This is a genomic window from Rheinheimera sp. (genome assembly GCF_037442525.1).
Taxonomy (GTDB): domain Bacteria; phylum Pseudomonadota; class Gammaproteobacteria; order Enterobacterales; family Alteromonadaceae; genus Pararheinheimera.
Genome location: NZ_JBBIQD010000009.1, coordinates 64,464 through 87,152 on the forward strand (window position 1 = coordinate 64,464; position 22,689 = coordinate 87,152).

Consider the following 22,689-nt stretch of genomic DNA (forward strand, 5'->3'; position numbering starts at 1 on the left):
TTGCGCAGTGCTATGGCGGCGTATGGATTTGAGGTAGCATAACGCCCATTTTGTGTCAGAAAATTCGCCCTTATGTCGCTTGAGTTTGAGTTTCCACTGTCGCAGGAACAACTGCAGTTATGGTTTCACCCAGCCACTTTTCATAAGGCCCGCGCCTATTTCCTGGCGGGTAAAGTGGTGCAGCTGGACTATGAACCGGACTTTTCGCAAATCCGCGCTCAGGTCTGGGGGGACGGCTTCAGCCCCTTTAAGCAACTGCTGGTACTGAGCCAGGACGACGCCGGCCAGTGGCAACTGACCGATTCCTGCACCTGCGCTGAAGGGCCCCGTTGCAAACATGCGCTGGCAGCCTTACTGAAACTGCGCCATCAACTGGAGCAACAGGCCCAAAAAAGTCAGCAGCAACCGCTGAAGCTGCTGAACCAGTGGTTTAACGACGCCCGGCAACAACAGCAAGCCGAAGAGCACAGCGACGATCTGGTGCTGTACGAATTACGCCCGGCTCCTGTTGGCCTGCAACTGGCACCGAAACGGGTGAAGCAGGCCGCCAACGGCAATTACAGCAAAGGCAAAATTATCAGCCCGGGCGAATTGTTAGGCCAGGCGCGGCCAGCCTGGATGCCGGAAGCCGATTATAGGTTACTGCAGCAGTTTTTCGCCTTTGACGCCAAACGCCATTCGGTGCTGGAAGACGAATGGGGTTATCAGGTGCTGCAGCAGGTGCTGGCGACCGGCCGTGCTGTGCTGGATGAAGAGCGGCGTGAGCTGCAGTGGCGCGAGCCGAAAGAGCTGCAGCTGCGCTGGCTGAAAACCAAAGTGGGCTGGCAGTTGCTGCAACAGCCACAGCCAGACGGTGAACTGGAACTGGTGTTTACCGAACCACCCTGTTACCTCGATGCGCTCAATAATCAGCTGGGGCATTTGCAGTCGCCTTTGTCCGGCCGTGAACTCAAGCTGCTGATGCGTTTACCCCCTGTGCCAGCTGCCGTGCTGGAAGACAGCCTGAAACAACTGCAGCAGCTGTTTCCGGCCATGCCGTTACCGGTACCGGATGCCAGTGCTATTCAGAAACTGGAGCTGAAAGCTCAGCCTGTGCTGCAGTTACAACTGCAGAGCCAACGACAAAAGCAGCCGCAAGCTGTGGCAAAACTGCTGATGCAATACGGCGATTACCGGCTGCCGCTGGCATTGCAGCAGGCACAAACCCAGTTGCAGCAAGGCGACAAAACCCTGTTTATCCGCCGCGACCGCACCCTGGAAACCGCCGTGCTGAACCAGCTCACTCAGTACGGGCTGCGCGCCGTGGCGGACAAAGACCAGCCCTTTGCCTGGTTTGATTGTGGTGACGGGCCGGATAACCCGCTGCTATGGCAGCCCTTGCTGAATGCGTTGCCAGAACTGCAACTACAAGGCTGGCAGGTAGAGCAGGACCCGGCCTTTAACCAGGCGGTGCTGGACGCTAAGCCCTATATTGAGCTGAACGACAAAGCCAATGGTGGTTTTGGCCTGGCCATTCAGGTGGATGTGGACGGTCAGCAAGTCCCATTGTTGCCGCTGATCAGCCAGTGGCTGCGCAGTTATGGCTTGCCCAATGCGCAGGACACCCTGTGGCTTAGCCTGCCACAAGGCAAAGTGGCCTTGCCGTTCAGCCTGATCCAGCCGGTGATCGACACCATAGTGGAACTGTTGAACCTGAAAAAACCGCCGCTGGAACTGGAGCTTCCGGCCTATAAAGCAGCCTTGTTGCCAGAGCCCGGTGCTGAATTCATCAATTACCTGAACGCTGGCCGCTTGCAGACCCTGGTCAGTCAGTTGCAGCATTTTCAGGGTATTGAAGAGGTGGTGGTGCCCGCAGGCCTGCTGGCAACACTGCGGCCTTATCAGCAGCAAGGCCTGAACTGGCTGGTGTTTTTACAACGTTTTGGCCTGGCTGGTGTGCTGGCCGACGATATGGGCCTGGGTAAAACCCTGCAGACCCTGGCGTTTTTACTGCATCAGAAAGCAGAAGGCAAGTTGCAGCAGCCAGCCCTGATTGTTTGCCCCACCAGTTTATTGGGCAACTGGCATAACGAAGCCCGCCGCTTTGCGCCTGAGTTAAAGGTACTGACCCTCTATGGCCCCAAGCGGCAGCAGTATTTTGAACAACTGGCCTATTACGATTTAATTGTCACCAGCTACCCCTTGCTGGTGCGCGACGCGGCTTTGTATCTGCATCAGCAGTTCAGTGCAGTAGTGCTGGATGAAGCCCAGCATATTAAAAACTCGGCCAGTCAGGCTTCGCAGCTGGTGCGTCAGCTCAAAGCCGGCTTCCGGTTGGCGCTGACCGGCACACCGCTGGAAAATCATCTGGGTGAACTGAAAGCCTTGTTTGATTTTGTGCTGCCGGGGTTGCTCGGCACCGAAGCGCATTTTCAGCAGGTGTACCGCAAGCCGATTGAAAAATCGGCCGACGCGGAACGGGCCGCTACGCTGCGTGCCCGCATTGCGCCTTTTATTTTGCGCCGCAGCAAAAAGCAGGTGGCGACTGAGCTGCCAGACAAAATTGAAATTCTGCAGCTACTGGAGCTGGAAAGCGACCAGCGCAATTTGTACGAAAGCATCCGGCTGGTGATGGAAACCAAAGTGCGGGAGCTGTTTGCCCGCAAAGGGGTCGCCGCCAGTCAGATGGAGTACCTGGACGCTCTGCTGAAACTGCGCCAGGCTTGCTGCGATGCGCGACTGGTGCCTATTGAGCAGGCGCAGTCGGTGCAGCACAACGCCAAACTGGAATGGTTGCGCGACACTTTGCCGGAAATGGTCGACGAAGGCCGCAAAATTCTGATCTTCAGCCAGTTCTCCTCCATGCTTGGCCTGATCGAGCAGGAACTGGTGTACCTGGGCATCAGTTACAGCAAACTGACAGGCCAGACCAAAAAGCGCCAGGAACAGATAGACGCCTTCCAGCTTGGTGATAATTCGGTGTTTTTAATCAGCTTAAAAGCCGGTGGCACTGGGTTAAACCTGACAGCGGCGGACACAGTGATCCATTATGACCCCTGGTGGAACCCGGCGGCGGAGCAGCAGGCGACAGACCGGGCCTACCGTATTGGTCAGGACAAACAGGTGTTTGTCTACAAGCTGATCACCGCCAATACGGTGGAAGAAAAAGTGCAGCAGTTACAAAGCTATAAGCAAGGACTTGCCGATCAGCTGTTTGCCTTGGGCCAGCAACAGGCCTGGCAGGGCGAAGCGAAAGACTTACTGGAACTCTTTAACAGCTAAATTCATCGGATGATCATTAATTGCATATTGTCACCGTTACAGGTTCGGCAGTATGCTGGGCAAAGCGGCGTTTTTTGCCGCGATTTGCTGTCAACATGGAGTAAAAGATGTCAAAGCTCGCGCAATTTATTGAAGAACTGGCTACCAATACTGACCTTCAGCAACAGTATATTGCAGATGCTGCTGGCACTATGCAAAGTTACGGCTTAGCGCAAAATGAAATAGACGCTGTGCTGTCAGGGGATAAAGCTCAGGTGGAGAAGCTGACTGGTCAGTCCGTCAAAGCTGTTATGTTTTACCACATTCCTTAATGTTGTGTGTATTCGCCCGTCCCCTCTTATTCACTGGCCTGTTGATACTCTGCGGGCCAGTTTTTGCTGAAAAATATGATTCACCCGCACAACAACTTCAGGCTGCTCAACGAGTAAGAACATCGAATCCTGTATTGGCTGAGCAACTGGTCAGGGATTTAGACACGAAGCAGGCCTCGCTGTCAGCGCAGCAGCAACATCACTTACTTTATTTGAAGGCTTACTTAAAGGCGATTAAAGGTCAGTTGAACGAGGCTGTAGGCTTAATGCTTCCTTTGACATCCAGCCCATTTCCGACTGAACGAATTCGTGCAAACCTATTATTGGCCAACATTCAGGAAACGCTGAAAGATTACGAAGCTGCTTATAGCTACTTGTTTAACAGCTTACAGTTAGTCAATCGGATCACAGATAAAGAGCTACTGACCAATATCTACACTGTTGCTGTGCAGTTGCATGTCAGTGCAGGCGCTTACCAGAGAGCAACTCAGTTTGTGGACAATTTGCAGCGCTATGCTGTGGATGACAGGCAAAAATGTATTGCCCAAGTACTGAATATTCATGTTCAGCTAAAGCTTGGAAACTACAAGGATCAAGTGTTGGCAGAACAAGCCAGAGCTGTGTGCCAAAAAGCAAACGAACGCTTGATGACTGCGAGCTTGGCACTTTACCTTGCGGAGTATCGACTACTGATAGGGGAGTCTTTGTTGCTTGTTGAGATGACTGCTTTGTTGAGCGAGCTAGAACAAATCGGGTTTCCTCCGGCAATTCTGCAGGCACGATTTTTGTTGGCTCAAGTTCATATCCAACAACACCGACCTCTGGACGCTGAGCATTTATTGCTTTTGGTTCAACAACAGGCGCATCAGTTGAAAGATTTGGATGTGGGTAACAAGTCATTATTATTACTGGCTAAGTTTTATCAAGCTGAAGGTAGGACGGCCGAGTCACTCACTGCATATCAACAATACAGCCAACTGCAGCAGGCATATTTTGATGACTATAAAGCCAGAAATATTGCTTATCACCAGGCACAAACCAATCTGCTGGAAAGTGAGAATACGCTGGCACTGCTGAAAAATCAGAACGAACTGCTTCGGCTGGAGCGGGAAGTGCAAACCAATGAAAAATTGGTGGCCATTTTTGCTGGTATGGCGTTGGTCGCGTTGCTGTTACTGGCGCTTTATGTAGTCAATGGCAAACGTCGGGCATTGCACCGCCTGGCCACCACAGATTATCTGACCCATTTATTAAACCGGCGGCATTTCACTGAACAAGTATCTTCGCAACTGCAAAACCGGCGTCAGGCCGAGCAACAGAGCCTGATTATGCTGGATATCGACCATTTCAAACAGTTGAATGACCAGTATGGCCATGCCAGTGGTGATTATGTGTTAAGGCAGGTCGCCAAACTCTGCCAGTCGGCGCTACGTAAGCAGGATGTAATAGCCCGGATGGGTGGTGAAGAGTTCGCAATTTTTTTGCCGGGCTGTGACCTTGAACATGCATTCACATTGGCCGAAGTCTGCCGGTGCCGTATTGCTGAACGCAAATTCAGCCTGAAAGGCGACACAGTGCAGGTAACCGCCAGTTTTGGTGTGGCTGCCGCATTACCGGGCCAGAGCTTTGAGCAGTTGCTGCAGCAGGCCGATGACGCTTTATATATGGCTAAAGCTGCAGGCCGTAACAGCTGCCAGACGTTTGCGATGGAACCCGGCTATGAAATCTGAAGGCCAGCTATTTTGCATTGGCCTGGGTATTATGCTTGGCAGCCAGCTTACTGAGCTGGCCCGGGCCCGACTGGCAGCAGCCGATCTGGTGTTTTTCCATAGCAACAGCCATTACCTGGCTGGTTTTTTGCACAAAATTAATCCTAATCTGGTGGACTTACAGCCCTTTTACCAGCCAGGTCAATCCAGGCTCGACAGCTATGAGGCCATGATGGCGGCAGTGATGGTGGCTGTGCAACAAGGCAAACACGTGGTCTGGGCCTGTTACGGTCATCCCGGCGTGGCCAGCTGGCCGCCCCATGAAGTGATCCGACGCTTAACCGCCCTGGGCTACCGGGCGATAATGGAAGCGGGTATTTCGGCGGATGCCTGTCTCTATGCCGATTTGGGTATAGACCCCATGGCGCAGGGCTGTGCGCAGTTTGAAGCCAGCCAGTTTTTGTTTTACCGCCGTACTGTGGACACCTCGGCCTATCTTATTTTGTGGCAGGTGGCTATAGCGGGGGATTTCAGCTTAAAGCGGCTGGAGCAAAACCAGACGGGCACACAGGCATTGCAACAACGCTTACTGCAACTTTACCCGGCCGATCATCAGGTGCTGTTGTACGAGGCGGCTGATCTGCCTATCTGGCAACCCCGTATCGAGCCAATTCTGCTGCAGGATTTAGCCAAAGCCCAACTTAATCAAATTACCACTCTGGTGGTACCGCCTGCCCGGGCCAAAACCCCGGATTGGCAAATGCTGGATTTACTGGAAGTGCCTGCTGATCATCCGCTGCGCCAGCTGTGACTCAGCTGGCCCAAAAGCGCAGTTTCCCTTAAAGTGGAGTGATCTGCTGTTGCCGGGGCTCACCATGCGTTACCTCTTTCTGCTGTTGTTAAGTTTGCCGCTATGGGCGCAACCCGGCCTGGATCCTGGGCGTTTAACCCCACTGGATAACCTGATGCAACAGGCTGTTGCCGCCGGTCAGACGCCTGGCGCCGTATTGCTGGTAGGGCAAGGCGATCTGGTGCTGTATCACAAAGCTTTTGGCCGTTTCAGTACCACAGCAAGTGCAGAAGTGCAGCCAGACACCTTGTATGACTGGGCCTCTTTAACCAAGCCTTTTACCGCCACCCTTATTCTGCGGCTGCAGGAGCTTGGCAAGCTGAGCCTGAGTGACGCCATAGGTCAGTATCTGCCAGAACTGACGGACTCCGCAGTGCAAGCCATCACTATCCGCGATTTGTTAACCCATAGCTCAGGTTTGCCAGCAAGCTTTGATCTGCAGACCAACTGGACAGGCTCACAAGGGCTGGCCACACAGCTGGCAGTTTTGCGGTTAACTCAGACGCCGGGCCAGTTTGTCTATTCCGATACGGGTTTTGTGCTTTTGGGGCTGATTGCCGAACGGGCCGGTGCAGCCCCTCTGGCCGAACTGATGCAGCTTTGGGTGTTGCAGCCTTTAGGTATGAAGGATACGGCCTACCAGCAGCTGTGTCAGCCCTGGTGCCCAGCTGCTGAAAAACGGCTGCAGCGTACCGCACCTGCGGCGCTGCGCAGCAGTCATGCTGCTTATCAGTGGTTACCTGCCCAAATACAACAACTGCAGGGCATAGTGCATGACCCCACAGCACAGCGGTTGGCTGGGGTGGCCGGGCATGCCGGCTTATTTGGCACAGCGGCGGATTTGGCGCTGTGGCTGCAGATGCTGCACCAGGGGCTGCAAGGCAAGATGACTCCGGTGTTGTCGCCCGCCAGCGCCCAGTTAATGGTCAGCCCTTATTGGGCACAGAGCAAAAACGGCGCCGTGGCCCGTGGCCTGGGGCTGGATATCAGCTCTGCTTTTTCGTCAGTGCGGGGCGAGTTGTTTCCAACAGGTTCAGTAGGCCATAGCGGCTACACAGGCACCAGTTTCTGGCTGGACCCGCAGAGCGGTACTTATCTGGTAGTGCTGACCAACAGAACTTACCCGGATGACACCGCCAGTATCCGCCAGTTAAGGGCGCAGCTGGCGACAGTGGTGGCTGCGGCTGTAACCGGAGTCAGTCTGCGGCAGCGCCAACAGTTTGAAGCCGCTTACCAGCAGAACAGACTTGAGTGAATACGATCAACGGCTATAGTAAGCTCAGTGAAAACAAGGGGATAGACTTATGAAAACCGGATCACAGCTGGCTGCTGAAGCCAAAGCAAAAATTCAGGAACTGTCGGTCGAACAACTGGCCGCTTTGGTAAAAACCACAGAACCCAGAGTAATTGATGTTCGTGAACCTGCTGAGTTTGCAGCGGGCCATATTCCCAATGCGGTCAGCATGCCCCGTGGTGTGCTGGAAATGCAGCTGCACAGCCACCCGGCTGTGGCCACAGAAAAAGATGCGTTGCTGGCTCTGACTGAACTGGCGAAGCAGCCGCTTTACCTGATTTGTCGCTCTGGGGCTCGTTCAGCCCTGGCGGCTGAGTCATTGCACCGTATGGGGTTTCATGAAGTCTATTCCATTGCCGGTGGCATGTCAGCCTGGCAAGACGCTGGTCTGCCGGTGCGACAGTCGTAGCCAACAAAGCTGCAGCCTCAAGGGCGATGGGTATGTACCCAAGTCACTTGATGTTGCGGCGAGGCGGCAAGGCAGTGAGACCCCAGGAGCATAGTAACTATGTGACTGGGGCGAGATGATGCAGCCAACAAAGCTGCAGCCTCAAGGGCGATGGGTATAGACTTTAGTCTTGGTATCGGAGCCAATGTTTGACACCCGCTGTAGAAAAGTAAAACACTGGTTTTTTTATAATTAGAAAAAGAGTGCGGGGTAGACATGAACGCAAAGTCAGTGCTGGTGTTAGTGGCTTTTTTAGCCGGGCAACTGCTCTGGTGGTGGTTGCACTGGCCAGTCTGGTTGCTGGCAGTACTGACCACTGCTGTTCTGGCCTCTCTGTGGTGGCACCGCCTGACACCTGACTCCGGAGCGCCGGTTCTGGCCTCTCCGTCTTTTAGCGACAAAGCCGATGCCATTACCGCCGCCACCTCCAAAATGGCCATAGGTTCGGCTGAAGTGTCGTTTTATATTGATGGTCTGATCAAAGATATTCAGGGCAGCAATGACGATACCAGCCGGATCAGCGAAGCCACGGCCCAGCTGGCTGACAGCAGTGCCCGCCTGACCGACAACCTGCAACAGATCAGCCGCAGCCTGAGCCATACGGCTGACGCCTGTGAACAGGCGGATGTCAGTTTGCAGCAAGGGGTGTCCACCATCAGTGAACTGACGCAGGCAGTGGGCCATGCTGCCACTGAGCTGGAGCGGCTGAAAAGCAGTGCCGACAGCATTCAGCGTATTACTGAAGTGATTACCGGTGTGGCCAACCAGACCAACTTACTGGCGCTGAATGCCGCTATTGAGGCGGCAAGGGCTGGGGAGCAGGGCAGAGGCTTTGCCGTGGTGGCCGATGAAGTGCGGGCTCTGGCGGGCAAAACCTCCGAAGCGACCGCTGATATTGCTGCCATGCTGGCCGATATCCGCCAGCAGACAGAGCAGAATGCGTTGCTGATGCAGAAACTGGTCAGCTTAAGCGGCGCAGTGCAGCAGCAACTGGGGTCTGTTGCTGCTGGCTTCAGCGGCATTAATGATGAAGTCAGCCAGGTGTCTGCATCCTTGCAGCAGATAGAACAGGTCAGCACCGGCCTGGAACAAAACAGCACGCAGATTGATCAGGCCATGCAGGCAATCCATCAGTCTTTGTCGGCCGTTGAACAAAAAGGCAAAACAGTCGCTGCGCAAGCCATAGATTTATCGGTGGAAACCGAATCGATTTACCGCGAACTCAGCACCGTCTCCAGCCAGAGTTTTTATGCGCCTATTTTGCAGGAGGCCGAACAGGCAGCCGCCCGTATTGCGGCCGTGTTTGAGCAGGCGCTTCAGAGCGGTCAGTTGACGGAAAACCAGCTGTTCAGTGAGCACTATACCGAAATTGCCAATACCAATCCGCCGAAATACCACACGCCTTATGACAGCTTTACCGATCAGCAGTTTCCCGCTATTCAGGAGCCGATTTTAACGCGCCATGCGTCTGTGCTGTATGCCGGGGCTGTGGATAAAAAAGGTTATTTTCCGACTCACAATAAAAAATACAGCCAGCCGTTAACCGGTGATTATCAGAAAGACTTACTGCAAAACCGCACCAAACGTATTTTCAGCGACAGAACTGGCAGCCGGTGTGGCAGCAATACCGAATCGATGTTGTTGCAGACTTATAAAAGGGATACAGGGGAGATTCTGCACGATCTGTCAGTCCCTATCCGGGTGCGGGGCCGCCACTGGGGCGGCTTCCGTATTGGTTTTAAACGGCCCTGAGCGGGGCTGCGTTAAAAGGTGTAACGCACCCCCAAAGCGGCTGAATTATCGTCCTGGCTTTGTAAATCCAGCATCGAGAACATGGTGTAAACCGCCAGCTCTTTGCTGTAGCCATATTCCAGCCCGGCGGACCAGAGCCGGCCTTCTTCGGGATGACGGGTTTTACTGTCGTCTTTTTGCCATTGCAGCTTGTAGGTAAACTGCTCCCGGTCAAACGCCAGTTCTGCCAGTAATGCATCGCCTTTTAATGGCCGGGTCTGGTGTTCACTGTGCTGGAACATCAGACCGCCGGACAACAGGCCGCCTGCCACCTCCGCCAGCCTGGCATGCACCAGCACCCGCTGAGCATCCAGGTTATTCAGATCATGGGCCTGACTGTAAGCCACATAGTAGCTGTAGCTTTTAAAGCCTGAGTCGCCATAACTTAAGGTCCAGTCATAACCTCCGGATTCTTCGTCACTGACACCGGTTTGATAGGTGGCGGAAAACTGCAGGCCGGACAGCACAGGGCTGGTGTAAACCACGACATTTTCCAGCCGGTCCTGGCCTGGCGTCAGCTGCGCCATATCGTTCAGGGTTTCGTTAAACAGGTCAATTTTGCCCTCAGACTTTTTAAAGCGGGTGTCGTTTTTACCAAACACCAGTTCGCCCCAGCTTTTGCCGGCAAAGCCGATATAGGCGTTTCGCAGACCAAATTTGTCATCCCGGTTCGCCTGATCCAGACCATTAACCTGGTACTCAAATACGGCCACAAGGTTGAATTCGTCATTAAACGCCTGTTTGGCTTTGGCACCAATGCGGCTTAACGGGGCTTCAATTTGCCAGCCTTCATCGGCGTAACGGTACAAGTCGTTTTCGGTGTACAGCCCTTGCAGATCAATTTTTCCATAGATATCCCAGTCGAAAGCGGCGACCTGTCCACTGGCAGTCAAAGCAAAACCAACAGCAGTTAACTTCATGCGGAATAAGGTTGATTTCATAACTGTGCTCTGTAAGAAATGGTGGCTAAACCCTTCTATTGTGGCAGTATTTTTTCAGAACGCCAAAAAACATCCTTCCATATTTATCAGAATTATCATATTGCCGCGATGCACTGCCAGTGACCTGTCTGGTTCCTTGCTGAGAGTGATCACTGTATTCAACCAGGCGCCAGTCCAGGCTGTGCAGTTGATTGAGTTCAGTTCCTTAATGGACTGCTGCACCTGGTGTTGCAAAGCTCTGCTGGCCGAATCAGATCAAGAAAGTTTTTTGTGATAAGGTGCGCGGCATTACAAAAATAACGGGCGCGGACAGTGCACAGACGGGAATTTTTCAGCCAAGGCGCGGCCTGGCTAACTGCAACAGCAGGGTTGCAACTGGCAGGTTGTCAGCTCAAACCGGCCTTACCTGAAGCGGCGGACTGGCAAGCCTTACAGCGAAGTTTTCAGGGGCAATTGTTGTTCCCGGCCAATGCTTTATTCAGCCGCTTTGCCAAAGCGGCCAACTCGCGGTTTGACGCCATACAACCAGCCCTGATCGCCAGGCCAAAGCTGGCTGCGGATGTACAGCTGGTGCTGGCTTTTGCCCGGCAATTCCAGCTGCCCTTGGTTGGCCGTTGCGGTGGCCATAACTACGCAGGTTATTCCTGCACCCCAGGCATTTTGCTCGACTTTGCACTGATGGATCAGATTGAACTGCAAGGCGAAACGGCATGGGTTGGGGCGGGAGCCAAACTGGGCGACTTGTATTTTCAGCTCAGCCAGCAAGGCCGCTCTATTCCTGCGGGCAGTTGTGTTGGCGTTGGCATCAGTGGCCTGACGCTGGGCGGCGGTATGGGCATGGCAGACCGCAAATACGGCCTGACCTGCGACGCCTTGCTGGAAGCTGAACTGGTCACTGTGGACGGCGCGGTCTTGCGCTGCTCAGAGCAACAAAACCCCGAGTTATTCTGGGGCCTGCGCGGCGGTGGCGGAGGCCAGTTTGGCTTGGTCACCCGGCTTCAGTTCCGTACTTTTCCGACGGCGGAAGTGCTGAGCTGCCATGCCTATTTTCAGTTTGAGCAGGCCTTGCCTGTACTGAATCTGTGGCAGCACTGGAGCCGGCAACTGCCACGGGAACTCTGGTCGCAAGCCGCCTTTTGGTGGACAGAAGATCAACGCAAAGCCCCTGTGCTGCAAATCCGGGTCAGCAGTCTGGGAGCGACCAAAGAATTGCAGCAGCAATGGGCGACCTGGCTGCGGCGCTTGCCTGCACAGCCTTTCGAACAGGACGTGGTATTGCATGATTACGCCGAATATATGCTCAGTGACTGCGCAGGCCTTGAAATGGCGCAGTGCAAATTGCCACATCAGTCGGAGCAGGCGAGGTTGCGCCGGGTGGCGATGGCTGGCAGTTCCGACTTTTTTCGTGGCGCTATGCCAAAAGCCGGGCTGGATGCGCTGCTGGATGCGGTGCGGCAACGGCAGCAACAGGGCCACAGTGGTGGCATTCTGCTGACGTTGATGGGGGGCGCTATTCGGGACCTGGCGCATGATGACACCGCCTTTGCCCACAGAGCCGCCGATTTTTGCGCCCAGTATCTGGTCAGCCGGCCGGTTGGCACTGCAGAAAAAGAACTGCAACAGGCTGATTTATGGATGGGCCAGATGCGCCGCACCATGGCCCCCTGGAGCACAGGTGGCGCTTATCTGAACTACACGGACCCGCTCTTGTCGAACTGGCCACAGGCTTATTATGCGGACCACTACCCCAGGCTGCAGCGCCTGAAACGGCAGTATGACCCAGGCTCAGTGCTGCAATTTTCCCAGAGTATCAAGGAGGACTGAATGACGTTATGGCTGAATACGGTGCTGGCGACTGTGGTGGTTTCATCGGCACCGGTGGAACGCGACAGTACGGATTTTGTTGGCGACGGGGTATTTTACGCCACCATTGAAGGCCCGGCGATGGACCCGGCAGGCAACCTCTATGCGGTGAATCTGGGCTCGGAAGGCACTGTAGGTAAAGTCAGCCGGGATGGCAAAGCCCAGCTGTACCTGTCGCTGCCTCAAGGCAGCATTGGTAATGGCATACGTTTTGATGCCAAAGGCCAGATGTTTATTGCCGACTACACAGGCCATAACATCTGGCGTTACGACGGCAAACAGCTGAAGTTGTACAGCCACGACCCCCGGATGTTTCAGCCCAATGACCTGACCATTGCCGACAACGGCGTTATTTTCGCGTCGGACCCCGACTGGGTTAACCGCCAGGGCCAGTTCTGGCGCATAGGTCTGAATGGTCAGGCCCAGCTGATGGAAACCGGCATGGGCACCACCAATGGCATTGAAATCAGCCCGGATCAGACCCGGCTTTATATCAACGAAAGCGCGCAGCGCCGGGTCTGGGTTTATGACCTGGATAAGGAACTTAACCCAGGCAATAAACGCCTGTTGATTGAATTTGCCGACTTTGGTCTGGATGGCATGCGCTGCGACCAAGAGGGGAACCTGCTGATCGCCCGCTATGGCAAAGGAACAGTCGCCAAAGTCAGCCCACAAGGCGAGCTGCTGCGCGAATACCAGCTTAAAGGCGAGTTTCCTACCAACGTCACCTTTGACAGCCAGAACCCGGATCTACTTTATGTCACCCTGCAAAAACGTGGGGCTGTGGAGTTGCTAAAACTAACGCCTGATAACCGCTGATTTGCTTGCGCACCACTGCTGCATGTAACGGTTTTGTTGCAAGTGATGATTCGTGTTATGGTGCTTTCATCACCAAACAACCACCAGAGCAAGGAGCTTAGGGCATGTGGATATGGATAGGCCTGCTGTTTGGGGCCGTGTTGGGGGCGCTTGCTGAGCAGTGGCTGACTGGCGCAGGCCTGGGTCTGGCGCTGGGGATGGCGGTGGAGTTATGGCAGCGTCTGGCCACAGTGCAAACTCAGGTTCAGCTGCTGCGCACACAAATTTCCGCATTACAACGCGAGTTGCACAGTGCGGATGGGGCCTCTGCTGCAGCCGCGCCTCCCGCTTCGGAGGTTTCACCACAAAACCAGAGCCTTGACCCTGCTTATCCCGCTGAACCTCAAACTGAACTCCTTCCTGTGGTGACGCTGATGTCGGCAGAACTTGGGGTGATTCAGCCTGTCCCTGTGACTTCCCTGTCAACCAAAGCGGTATCAGAGTCACAGCCTGCGACGGCTTTTATGCAGGCTGCGTTCCGGAAATTGTGGGCTGTACTGGCAGAAGTCAATCCGCTGGTGTTGGCCGGGCTCGCCGTGTTGTTTTTGGGTCTGAGTTTTCTCGCCACTTATTTTGCCCATCAGGGCCTATTGTCGATGCAGGTCCGGTTGGGCTTTATTGGTCTGACAGGCGTTGGACTGATAGGGCTTGGCTGGTGGAAAAGGCAGCGACTTGGCAGTAATGCAGTGCTGTTGCAAGGGGCCGGTTTTGCTGTGGTCTATCTCTGTTTATTCGCAGCCTGCAAGTATTACCCGATGATAAGCTCCGGTACTGCTTTTGTGCTGATGCTGCTGACAGTGCTGGCCGGTTCTGGTGTTGCCCTGCTGCAACACTCGCAGCGACTTGCCATTCTGGCGACAGCGGGCGGCTTTCTGGTGCCTTTACTGACGTCCGACGGCTCCAACCGCTTTGTTGCGCTGTTCAGCTATTATTTGCTGCTCAATGCCGGAGTCTTGCTGCTGGCCTGGGTCCGGCAATGGCGCTGGCTGAACTGGACGGGTTTTATCGCCACCTTTGCAATTTCACTGAGCTGGCAATTGCTGCAGTACCGCAGTGTGGATTACCTGCTGGTTCAGCCATTTTTTGCCGTATTTTTTCTGTTGTACCTGCTGATTGGTTACCGTTTTACCCTGCGTCAGGGCCACCAGAACCGTGGTTTTATTGATGGCAGCCTGGTGTTTGGGTTGCCGCTGCTGTCCTTCAGCCAGCAATTGTTGCTGACGGAGCATTTCAGCCAGGGCGACGGCATCAGTGCTGCTGTGTATGCGTTCGTCTATGCCGGGCTCTATGGCCTGGTTCGCCGGCAGCAGCGCGAAGACTTAACGCGTTTTGCGCAGATCCAGCTGGGGTTGGCGCTGATGTTTGCGTCGTTGATCCTGCCGTTTTCCTTTGGCGCCAGTTGGACTACAGTCGGCTGGGCACTGGAAGCTGCTGGTTTATGCTGGTTAGGTTACCAGCAGCAGAGTAGAGTCAGCCGGGCCGGCGCTTACCTGCTGATGCTGGGCGCTTTCGTGGCATTTGCCAGCCAATGGCCCAGCCAGACCGGTGATTTATGGTTTGTGCAAGGTGACTTTATGAACTGGCTGGTGCTGGGGCTGTCGTTAGTGTTGCTTGCGATCAGTGCTGACCTGCGCCCGGCCACTGCCCCTTTGTTGCCAGCAGAAAGAACCATCAGCCTGGGCTGTTTTGCGCTGGGCTGGTATTGCTGGCACCACGCCTTTTTTGCCGAGTTTGCAGCTCATCTCAGCACGCCTTTGCCCTGGCAAATCCTGACAGCGGCGGTTTCCCTGTTGCTGATAACTGAGCTGGCAAGACGCTGGCCTTTGCTCAGCTTGCGCCGTTTTGGCTGGTTGCTGTTGCCATTGGCAGGGTGGCTTTATGCCAATGAACTGGCGCTGCTGTGGTACCAGACCGTCTGGGGGCCGGTGTTGAACTGGTCAGGAGGAGCGGCCGTGTTACTTTTGCTACTGGCGCACTATCGCTGGCTCAAAACCCTGGCTCAGCCCCATCCGCTGTATTTATTGGGCATGCCCTGGCTGGTTTCAGGCTTGTTGCTGTGGCAGGCCTGTTATCTGGCCCAGCTCTGGTCGCTGAGTGACAGCTGGACCTTGTGGCTGATTTTTGTCACTGTGGCTTTGCCTTTGTTGTCCGGGTTGTGGCTGACGTTGCACCAGCGCTGGCCGCATCCTGCACCGCTGCCACTGTTCCTGCGTGTATTACCGTTGCCTTGGTTTGCCCTGTTGCTGTGGCTCTGGTGGACCGCACTGCAGTGGCCAGCCGCAGGGTGGCCCGTGCTGAACCTGAATGACGTGTTACTGGTGTTCTGCGTTGGGCTTGGCGCCCTGCAACTGCTGATACTGCGCCGTTTTCTGCAGGCTGAACCTTATGCAGAATTGTTGCTGAAGGGGCTGGGGTTTGTCACAGCCACAGTGCTTTTGGTGCGGGCTATTCAACTAAGCCTGGGGTTAGCCTGGCAACTGCCTGCACTCTGGCACAGCAGCGCGGTGCAGCTGGGTCTCTCCATTGGCTGGACAGTGCTCGCGCTGGTGCTCATGCTGCTTGGGCACAGTGCCCAACACAGAGTGCGCTGGCAGGTTGGGGCCAGTCTGCTGGCTCTGGTGCTGTTGAAGTTATTTATGGTTGACCTGGCCGACGCCGGCTCACTGAGCCGTATAGTGTCTTTTATCACTGTGGGTGGTCTGACAGTGCTGATCGGCATTAAAGCCCCACTGCCTAAAGCTAAAGTGCCGGCGGCTGCTCCCTGAACTGCTGCGGGTTTTGCTGAAACTGCTGGCGAAAGCGGGCACTGAACGCGGAAGCAGAATTGTAACCACAGAGCCTGGCAATGCGCTGTACCGGCAGGTCGGAAAATTGCAGCAGTTGCCGGGCCTGCTGCATCCGAAGCTTGGTCAGATAGTCCCCAGGGGTTTGCTGCAGTTGTTGGCGGAACAGCTGCTTAAACTGGCTCAGGCTCAGGTGGGCTTGATCAGCCAACAGGGCTAAATCGAGCGGTGCACCCAGGTGTTGCTGCATATAAAGCATGGCGCGTTGCAGCCGTTGGTCCAGCCTGGGCTGCAAGGGGTACTGGCACAGCATATCCAAGAGCAACTGACCGGCCTGGGGCAACAAGGCGGAGGGTTCCAGCAGCAGTTGTTCCAACGTGGTCAGGTAACTGGTGATTGGTGCGGGCAGCATCATGGTCTGGCCAAAATAGGCGCGAAACTGTGGTGGCGCTTCGGCTAAATCCAGCACCAGAAAGCGGCTTAAATTCTGGGCGGCAAAACCATGTTCAGTGCCTGGTGCAATAAACACCACTTCACCTGGGTGCAGCAGCACCATAGCTGTGGGCATGGCCAGTTTCAGCACCCCGGTCAGCGGCAGGACCAATTGGGTAAACTCATGCTGATGGCTTTGCAGCTGCGGGCTGTACTGGCGGATGGATAAACTCAGCATTGGCTGGCTTCTGCCGTTGGAAACACTTTGTCATACCCCAGATTAAACAGGTAGGTATAGAACGTAAAGGCAACAAACATCAACAGCTCACGCAGCAGTGCCTGCTGCCAGCTGAAATTCAGCAGCCATAAGGTCAGCGGAATACTGATCAGCACTCCAGCCAGCTCGTAACTCAGGCAATGCCAAATGCGGGCACGGCGGCTTTTATGCAGGCTGCCGGTCAGGCGCAGCAGGCAATAGTCGAAAACACGGGTGTGGCTCAGGGTCAGCAAAAATACAGTGGCTGTACTTAGCAACGAAAAACCTGTGGCGACCCCCAAGCCTATCTGAGCCACGGCCAGAGTGCAGAGCGTACGCAGCCCTGCGGCACCCAGTTCATAACAGATGGCATGACGAAACCAGTCCAGATGAGAACGCATAAAACCTCACAACGAAAGGCATTCAGGCTACCACAGAAGGCTGTCGTCACAAGCTGTTGTTTTAGCTCCAAAAGCTGATTCTGAGTTCCACTGGTTTGGCTTGTTGTGTTGGTGATTTTCTGTACAATGAAAGCACTTTCATTATAAGCAGGAAGCAGAATATGCGTTGGATCTCCCTGTGGATGCTGGCGGTGGCCCCGCACTTAGCGGCGTCGGACTGGCAACAATTATTGGACCCGCAGCTGAGTCAGTGGGATACCTACCTGAGTTATCGCCATCAGCCTGGTTACCAGGGCGACATCCCAAAAGATGCGCAAGGCCGGCCTGTTGCCCCTATTGGGCTCAATACCGGCAATGACAGGTTCAAGGTATTTACCGTACAACAGGAGCAGGGCGAACCCGTGCTGCGGGTCAGTGGTGAAATTTATGGTGCGCTGACCAGCAAACAGCAGTACCGCAATTACCATCTGAGCCTGCAGTTTCGGTGGGGCGAACTGAAATGGCCGCCGCGCCTGCAGTTATTAAAAGACAGTGGCATTCTGTAACATGCGGTGGGTGAGCACGGTAAAGAGTACTGGCGTTCCTGGATGCTGTCGCAGGAGTTCCAGATTATGCAGGGCCACACGGGTGATTACTGGAGCCAGGCCAGTTCAGCAATAGATATCCGGGCCTTTTTACCAGAGTCGATCATGAACGCAGTGGCCGATGAGCGGCAGCCCTTTCTGGCTGTAGGCGCTGGTGAAAAAAACCAGGGCTTTGTGCTGCGCAAAGACAACCACGAGTTACCGGATGGGCAGTGGAATACGCTGGAACTGATTTGTTTTGAAGGCCAGAGCCTGCACATTGTCAATGGTCAGGTGGTAATGGTGCTGCGTAACTCCAGGTATCGCGACGAGCAAGGTCAGGTACAGCCTTTGGTGCAGGGGAAGCTTCAGTTGCAAAGTGAAGCGGCCGAAGTATTTTACCGACGCATTCAACTGAAGTCTTTGAGCCGTTTACCTGCCCGGTATCAGGCGCTGTTTTCAGAGGGGTAAACTCAGTGCACCTGATACTGGCGGCAGAAATAGTCAATGATTTTGTCCGGGTCTGGCCGCAAAGGTAAATCGTACTTTTGTGCCAGACCTGAGGCCAGCTTTTGCAAGGTGACTTCCAGAGGTACACCGCTTGGGCGCTCCAACTGATGTTCACGAAACAGGAAATTCAGCGCTGCTGCGGCGTAGGACTGTTGAGCAGAGGTTGAGACCAGTCTGAGTTCGTGCAGTCGTACTCCAAGGTCACGCATTCGTTGTAAGCGGCGATTTTCTGTCATGTTCAGGCTCTCCGTGCGGGAATATGACTTTATATCTGCTGTCTGGAGGAAAACTTGAGAGGCCGAAAAGGCCGCCATAAACTGCAAGGCAGCAGAGGGGAGGTCTTGGAGTCACCTATGCTCTGTGGCGGCTTTCAAAAACCCCGTCCGCTGGGAATGACTGCAGACGGGGGCAGGAAGAAAAACGTTACACTTCAATCAGGCATAAACCCTGTCGAAAATATTCAAAAAGGTCGGCGTCTTTTCAATATGCACCGGCACATGCAGACGGCTGGCAATATCGGCCGCCGACATCAAACCCCGGATATGGTGGGAGTCGGTGTCAATCACCAGACAGTATTGCTCACCGTGGCTTTGTAAGGTGTGCAGTACATCACCAATACTGCAGTGTTGCAGTTGTTGGTAAGCCAGTGCCTTGACCTCAGTGCGTGGCAACATTAAGTCTGCAACCGTCAGGTCTTTGCGGTTAATGCCTTTGCCCATGCGCTGCAGCACATTCTGAATAGACAACTGCTCGAAGCTGATTAACCCGATCATTTCCTGATTGGCGTCGATCACCAGTTTCAGCTTGCTGTGTTCATGCTTCATCATGTCTTCTGCTTCCACCGCACAGGTTTCGGCGTCGATCATCATCGGGCTGTTGTGTTTGAAGTCGGTGACAAATTCCAGCGCCGCAGTGTCCAGGCTGGTGTCGGCGAATTCGGCAGGCTGCACTAAATGATCGGCAGTTTCTACGGCAAATAAATTTAACTTTCTCATGCTAACCTCGATAGGCTTTGTGCAGAGGCCACAAAACCTTAAAATTTAATTTAACAAATTCAAAACGTTGCTAATTAAACGAGGCGTGCAGGTGGCGCGCGGCTGGCGTACGGCCGGATCCGCTCGCTAAAAACAGGGATTTCGGTTGACTGAGAGCGGGCAGCTGAGCCAGACGGAAATTCAAAACTACGCCACAAGGCTAAGGTTTTGTCCGGATCAGAAGAATTCTCTGTGCTGTCAGTGGCCTGATGAGAGGAGGAGGCGGGAGCGATCAGGGCATGCAGGCTGATTTTGTTGCTTTCGCGCACGTCCACCCAACTGCTTGATGCAGAATAGCCTGCTGAAGGGCTCAGCAAGCTCAGGTAAAACAATGCAGCGATAAAACTCAGCAATCTCATTTTTCGCACCCGGAATTGACCAAAACTGCTTGGTCCTGACCTGACTATAGCAGCAGTGATTTTTTAAAAGCAACCGGAAAAATGAAAAAAATGAAAAAATATCCGGCTGCTGATCGGCCAATTTATTGTGGCAGATCAAAGATAGCGGCCGGATTTCACCGAAAAAAGGTTGATTTTTAAACGCTTAGAGGAAACTTACTCCCCATTTCAGCAAAAAAGCCAGCGCTGAGAGGCATGAGACACCCAGCAGATAAAACGCGACAAACCACAGCCATTGCTGGCGGGATTTCCGGATGGAGTCTGGCATCAGTAGCCCTCCTGAAAATCTTCCACTTTACCGGCGAAAATACGGTAGCCCCAGAAGGTGTAAGCGCAGATCAGCGGCACGAAGATAAAAATCCCCGGCAGCATAAACTGCAGGCTGGAGTCTGGCGCAGCGGCCTGCAGGTAATCGAGCTGCCGGGGCAACAGGTAAGGGAATATGCTGACCACCAGGCCAGCAAAGGCGAACAGAAACAGACTGGCTGCCAGCCAGAAGGGCCGGTCTTCATGGCGGCTTTGCACCACTTGCGCTGCCACCAATTGCCGTTGCACCCGGCCCAGATCACGAAACAATAAACGGGCGGCCAGCACGGACAACAAAGGGAGAGGCACAAACCACAACCCATGCCAGCCGCCAAACCAGCGTTGCCGGATCTCTGCTTCAATCAGCACAGTCCAGAGACTGACCAGCAGCATCGACAACATCACAGCCAGCAACAGGCGCTGGCCATAACGGGCCGCTTTTTGCTGCAGCTCACCACGGCTTTTCATCACCAGGTAGCAGCAGGCGAGCAAGGCGTAACCCGCCATCACGGCAAAACCACAAAACAGACTAAATGGACTCAGCCAGTTCAGGCTGGACTGGTTGAACAGGCTGTCTGCCGAGCCTTGCACCAGAGTGCCCAGCATCAGGCCCTGGCAAAATGCGGCCAGGCTGGAGCCAGCGGCAAAAGCTGTATTCCACCAGCGTCTGGAGCTGTCGGATTTAAAGCGGTATTCAAAGGCGACGCCGCGGAAAATCAGGCCCAGCAGCATCAGCACTATGGGCAGGTAAAACTGGGAGGCGATAGCGGCATAAGCCGCCGGAAAGGCTCCAAATAGAATGACCCCACCAAACACCAGCCAGGTTTCATTGCCGTCCCAGACGTGTGACACCGAACGCATCAGATGGTCATGTTCGGCATCTGTATTAAACCAGGGGTACAAAATGCCGATGCCTAAATCAAAACCGTCCAGCAGCACGTACATCAGCACCGCAAAGCCCAGCAGCAGGAAATAAAACAAAGGTAAGCTCAGTGACAGTTCCATTAGCGCGCTCCTTCGGATTCATCAGCCAGTTGTTTGGTAAAAGACAGGGCATAACCAGAGGCTTTTACCCCGATGCGCTGTTGTTGCAACTGCTCCAGCGGCGCCGGGCCCTTTTTGATCAGCTTGCGCATAAAATACAGGTAGACGCCAAACAGCAGGCTGTAAGCCAGCACAAAGAGTGTCAGTGAAAACAGCACCCGTTCAGCCGGTAAGGGGCTGACCACGTCGCTGGTGCGGATCAGGCCGTAGACCAGCCAGGGTTGCCGGCCTATTTCCACCACATACCAGCCGGCCAGCACGGCAATCACCCCAGTGGGAGCCAACCAACTGACAGGTGTTAAAAACCAGTTGGCCTGATACAGGGTGCCACGGTAACGCAGGTAAGTACCCACTAAGGCTACGCCTATCATCAGCAACCCAATACCGACCATGATGCGGAACGAAAAAAACACCAGTGGCACATTGGGCCTGTCGGCGGCGGGCACCGACTTCAGCCCCTGCAGTTCGCCATGCCAGCTGTGGGTCAGGATCAGGCTGGCCACCCCAGGCAGGGCAATTTCAGCGTGATTGGTTTCGTTTTTCATATCGGGCAGCGCAAACAGCAGCAGTGGCACATTGGTCTCTGTTTCCGGCCAAATCCCTTCCATGGCCGCCAGTTTGACGGGCTGATGCTCTTTCACATTCAGGCCATGCAAGTCGCCGACCCAGGCTTGCAGCGGGGTGAGTACCAAGGCAAACCACAGCATCATCGACAAGCCCTTACGGCCAAAGGCCTGATGTTCGCCACGTTTTAAATACCAGGCATGGGTGGCCATCACGACAAAGGTGGCGGTGATCAGCGCCGCCAGTAACATATGGGTTAAGCGGTAAGGCATGGACGGGTTAAAAATAACCTCCAGCCAGCTGGCAACTTCCAGTCTGCCGTCGACCCATTGGTGGCCCTGCGGGGTTTGCATCCAGGAGTTGGCGGCAATAATCCAGAAGGCTGAAATCCAGGTGCCGATGGCGACTGTGACAGTGGCGAAAAAGTGCATCTTGGCACTGACGCGTTGCCAGCCAAACAGCATCACGCCAAGGAAACCGGCTTCAAGGAAAAAGGCGGTCAGCACTTCATAGGCCATCAAGGGGCCCAACACTGCGCCGGCCAGTTCGGAGAACTTGCTGAAATTGGTGCCAAATTCGTAGGACAAAACGATACCGGACACCACCCCCATACCAAAAGTGATAGCAAAAGGTTTAATCCAGAATTTGGCCAGTTGCAGATACTGCGGATTACCGGTTTTCAGCCACAAAGCTTCCCAAATCGCAATCAGGGTGGCCAGGCCAATGGTGATAGACGGGAAAATAATATGAAAACTGACGGTAAAAGCGAATTGCAGCCTGGACAGCAGCGCAACATCCAGTTCCATCTTAACTGTCCTTCTGTAAGTAGCTGGCAAGCAGCCCAGGGGCTAAACAACACAGCAGCAGACTGCCAAGCACTACAAATTCGGCCATAAGTAACGACAGGTCGGGCATTTATCTTCTCCGTTGACAGCTGTAGCAAATCACTCCTGGGGATTGCGAAAATCAGGCCAAAACTTTTCTAAATTTAATTTATTGTTTTTATTTGGTTTTTTAAGTTGTTTGAAATGAGTGTAAACATGATTTACGATTTAAAGGGAGCGGAATGTCA

20 protein-coding genes are annotated in these 22,689 nt (G+C 54.2%); 12 read left to right on the plus strand and 8 right to left on the minus strand.

The window, feature by feature from the left end:
* Positions 1-72: 72 nt before the first annotated feature.
* The 7 genes from WKJ03_RS13400 to WKJ03_RS13430 all read left to right on the plus strand — a co-directional run bounded on the left by WKJ03_RS13400 (position 73) and on the right by WKJ03_RS13430 (position 9,625).
* Entirely contained in the window at positions 73-3,261 is a 3,189-nt protein-coding gene (locus tag WKJ03_RS13400; protein WP_337842724.1) for a DEAD/DEAH box helicase, read from the plus strand.
* 107 nt (positions 3,262-3,368) lie between these two features.
* On the plus strand, positions 3,369-3,572 hold the full coding sequence (locus WKJ03_RS13405) for a hypothetical protein (RefSeq protein WP_337842725.1): 204 nt from the start codon (positions 3,369-3,371) through the stop codon (positions 3,570-3,572).
* A 323-nt stretch (positions 3,573-3,895) separates the two neighbouring features.
* A complete protein-coding gene (locus tag WKJ03_RS13410; RefSeq protein WP_337842726.1) occupies positions 3,896-5,302 on the plus strand; it encodes a GGDEF domain-containing protein in 1,407 nt (468 codons plus the stop codon).
* A complete protein-coding gene (locus WKJ03_RS13415; protein WP_337842727.1) occupies positions 5,292-6,092 on the plus strand; it encodes an SAM-dependent methyltransferase in 801 nt (266 codons plus the stop codon). Before WKJ03_RS13410 ends, WKJ03_RS13415 begins: the two co-directional genes overlap by 11 nt.
* Before the next feature lie 64 nt (positions 6,093-6,156).
* A complete protein-coding gene (locus tag WKJ03_RS13420) occupies positions 6,157-7,386 on the plus strand; it encodes a serine hydrolase domain-containing protein (RefSeq protein ID WP_337842728.1) in 1,230 nt (409 codons plus the stop codon).
* Between the two features lie 49 nt (positions 7,387-7,435).
* The gene (locus tag WKJ03_RS13425; protein WP_337842729.1) at positions 7,436-7,834 is read left to right on the plus strand and encodes a rhodanese-like domain-containing protein; all 399 of its coding nucleotides are present in this window, start codon (positions 7,436-7,438) and stop codon (positions 7,832-7,834) included.
* Between the two features lie 255 nt (positions 7,835-8,089).
* A complete protein-coding gene (locus WKJ03_RS13430; RefSeq protein ID WP_337842730.1) occupies positions 8,090-9,625 on the plus strand; it encodes a methyl-accepting chemotaxis protein in 1,536 nt (511 codons plus the stop codon).
* 11 nt (positions 9,626-9,636) lie between these two features.
* Here WKJ03_RS13430 and WKJ03_RS13435 read toward each other — a convergent pair whose 3' ends face one another.
* A complete protein-coding gene (locus WKJ03_RS13435) occupies positions 9,637-10,605 on the minus strand; it encodes a porin (RefSeq protein ID WP_337842731.1) in 969 nt (322 codons plus the stop codon).
* 312 nt (positions 10,606-10,917) lie between these two features.
* Between WKJ03_RS13435 and WKJ03_RS13440 the strand changes: the two genes are divergently transcribed.
* From WKJ03_RS13440 to WKJ03_RS13450, 3 genes are all read left to right on the plus strand, one after another.
* Positions 10,918-12,429 carry an FAD-binding oxidoreductase gene (locus WKJ03_RS13440; RefSeq protein ID WP_337842732.1) on the plus strand — a complete coding sequence of 504 codons (1,512 nt, stop codon included), beginning with the start codon at positions 10,918-10,920 and terminating at the stop codon, positions 12,427-12,429.
* The gene (locus WKJ03_RS13445; protein WP_337842733.1) at positions 12,430-13,287 is read left to right on the plus strand and encodes an SMP-30/gluconolactonase/LRE family protein; all 858 of its coding nucleotides are present in this window, start codon (positions 12,430-12,432) and stop codon (positions 13,285-13,287) included.
* A gap of 104 nt (positions 13,288-13,391) precedes the next feature.
* The gene (locus tag WKJ03_RS13450; RefSeq protein ID WP_337842734.1) at positions 13,392-16,091 is read left to right on the plus strand and encodes a DUF2339 domain-containing protein; all 2,700 of its coding nucleotides are present in this window, start codon (positions 13,392-13,394) and stop codon (positions 16,089-16,091) included.
* Here WKJ03_RS13450 and WKJ03_RS13455 read toward each other — a convergent pair.
* Together WKJ03_RS13455 and WKJ03_RS13460 are read right to left on the minus strand one after the other, a co-directional pair.
* Positions 16,066-16,779 (minus strand): AraC family transcriptional regulator, encoded by a 714-nt coding sequence (locus tag WKJ03_RS13455; RefSeq protein WP_337842735.1) that lies wholly within the window; start codon positions 16,777-16,779, stop codon positions 16,066-16,068. The two genes, WKJ03_RS13450 and WKJ03_RS13455, sit on opposite strands and share 26 nt — an antisense overlap.
* The gene (locus WKJ03_RS13460; RefSeq protein ID WP_337842736.1) at positions 16,773-17,198 is read right to left on the minus strand and encodes a chlorhexidine efflux transporter; all 426 of its coding nucleotides are present in this window, start codon (positions 17,196-17,198) and stop codon (positions 16,773-16,775) included. The genes WKJ03_RS13455 and WKJ03_RS13460 overlap by 7 nt, the downstream gene beginning before the upstream one ends.
* A 161-nt stretch (positions 17,199-17,359) precedes the next feature.
* Here WKJ03_RS13460 and WKJ03_RS13465 point away from each other — a divergent pair, with 161 nt between their 5' ends.
* Together WKJ03_RS13465 and WKJ03_RS13470 are read left to right on the plus strand one after the other, a co-directional pair.
* Positions 17,360-17,743, plus strand: coding sequence for a hypothetical protein (locus tag WKJ03_RS13465; protein ID WP_337842737.1), 384 nt, complete (start codon positions 17,360-17,362; stop codon positions 17,741-17,743).
* 6 nt (positions 17,744-17,749) lie between these two features.
* Positions 17,750-18,232: a family 16 glycoside hydrolase gene (locus WKJ03_RS13470; RefSeq protein ID WP_337842738.1), complete on the plus strand. Its 483-nt coding sequence runs from the start codon at positions 17,750-17,752 to the stop codon at positions 18,230-18,232.
* Between the two features lie 2 nt (positions 18,233-18,234).
* Here the strand turns inward: WKJ03_RS13470 and WKJ03_RS13475 are convergent, their stop codons facing one another.
* The 5 genes from WKJ03_RS13475 to WKJ03_RS13495 all read right to left on the minus strand — a co-directional run bounded on the left by WKJ03_RS13475 (position 18,235) and on the right by WKJ03_RS13495 (position 22,423).
* Positions 18,235-18,507, minus strand: a complete 273-nt coding sequence (locus WKJ03_RS13475; protein WP_337842739.1) for a hypothetical protein — start codon at positions 18,505-18,507, stop codon at positions 18,235-18,237.
* 198 nt (positions 18,508-18,705) lie between these two features.
* Positions 18,706-19,266, minus strand: coding sequence for a histidine kinase (locus WKJ03_RS13480; RefSeq protein ID WP_337842740.1), 561 nt, complete (start codon positions 19,264-19,266; stop codon positions 18,706-18,708).
* A gap of 74 nt (positions 19,267-19,340) precedes the next feature.
* Positions 19,341-19,664 (minus strand): hypothetical protein, encoded by a 324-nt coding sequence (locus WKJ03_RS13485; protein WP_337842741.1) that lies wholly within the window; start codon positions 19,662-19,664, stop codon positions 19,341-19,343.
* Positions 19,665-19,970: 306 nt separating this feature from the next.
* Positions 19,971-21,014, minus strand: a complete 1,044-nt coding sequence (gene cydB / locus WKJ03_RS13490; RefSeq protein ID WP_337842742.1) for a cytochrome d ubiquinol oxidase subunit II — start codon at positions 21,012-21,014, stop codon at positions 19,971-19,973.
* Positions 21,014-22,423, minus strand: a complete 1,410-nt coding sequence (locus tag WKJ03_RS13495) for a cytochrome ubiquinol oxidase subunit I (protein ID WP_337842743.1) — start codon at positions 22,421-22,423, stop codon at positions 21,014-21,016. Before WKJ03_RS13495 ends, cydB begins: the two co-directional genes overlap by 1 nt.
* Between the last annotated feature and the right edge of the window lie 266 nt (positions 22,424-22,689).

What these genes read in the sequence shown, in the direction of transcription:
- WKJ03_RS13400 (WP_337842724.1), top strand. Translation starts at nt 73, where the DNA reads ATGTCGCTTGAGTTTGAGTTTCCACTGTCGCAGGAACAACTGCAGTTA.
- WKJ03_RS13405 (WP_337842725.1), top strand. Translation starts at nt 3,369, where the DNA reads ATGTCAAAGCTCGCGCAATTTATTGAAGAACTGGCTACCAATACTGAC.
- WKJ03_RS13415 (WP_337842727.1), top strand. Translation starts at nt 5,292, where the DNA reads ATGAAATCTGAAGGCCAGCTATTTTGCATTGGCCTGGGTATTATGCTT.
- WKJ03_RS13420 (WP_337842728.1), top strand. Translation starts at nt 6,157, where the DNA reads ATGCGTTACCTCTTTCTGCTGTTGTTAAGTTTGCCGCTATGGGCGCAA.
- WKJ03_RS13425 (WP_337842729.1), top strand. Translation starts at nt 7,436, where the DNA reads ATGAAAACCGGATCACAGCTGGCTGCTGAAGCCAAAGCAAAAATTCAG.
- WKJ03_RS13430 (WP_337842730.1), top strand. Translation starts at nt 8,090, where the DNA reads ATGAACGCAAAGTCAGTGCTGGTGTTAGTGGCTTTTTTAGCCGGGCAA.
- WKJ03_RS13435 (WP_337842731.1), bottom strand. Translation starts at nt 10,605, where the DNA reads ATGAAATCAACCTTATTCCGCATGAAGTTAACTGCTGTTGGTTTTGCT.
- WKJ03_RS13445 (WP_337842733.1), top strand. Translation starts at nt 12,430, where the DNA reads ATGACGTTATGGCTGAATACGGTGCTGGCGACTGTGGTGGTTTCATCG.
- WKJ03_RS13450 (WP_337842734.1), top strand. Translation starts at nt 13,392, where the DNA reads ATGTGGATATGGATAGGCCTGCTGTTTGGGGCCGTGTTGGGGGCGCTT.
- WKJ03_RS13455 (WP_337842735.1), bottom strand. Translation starts at nt 16,779, where the DNA reads ATGCTGAGTTTATCCATCCGCCAGTACAGCCCGCAGCTGCAAAGCCAT.
- WKJ03_RS13460 (WP_337842736.1), bottom strand. Translation starts at nt 17,198, where the DNA reads ATGCGTTCTCATCTGGACTGGTTTCGTCATGCCATCTGTTATGAACTG.
- WKJ03_RS13465 (WP_337842737.1), top strand. Translation starts at nt 17,360, where the DNA reads ATGCGTTGGATCTCCCTGTGGATGCTGGCGGTGGCCCCGCACTTAGCG.
- WKJ03_RS13475 (WP_337842739.1), bottom strand. Translation starts at nt 18,507, where the DNA reads ATGACAGAAAATCGCCGCTTACAACGAATGCGTGACCTTGGAGTACGA.
- WKJ03_RS13480 (WP_337842740.1), bottom strand. Translation starts at nt 19,266, where the DNA reads ATGAGAAAGTTAAATTTATTTGCCGTAGAAACTGCCGATCATTTAGTG.
- WKJ03_RS13485 (WP_337842741.1), bottom strand. Translation starts at nt 19,664, where the DNA reads ATGAGATTGCTGAGTTTTATCGCTGCATTGTTTTACCTGAGCTTGCTG.
- cydB (WP_337842742.1), bottom strand. Translation starts at nt 21,014, where the DNA reads ATGGAACTGTCACTGAGCTTACCTTTGTTTTATTTCCTGCTGCTGGGC.
- WKJ03_RS13495 (WP_337842743.1), bottom strand. Translation starts at nt 22,423, where the DNA reads ATGGAACTGGATGTTGCGCTGCTGTCCAGGCTGCAATTCGCTTTTACC.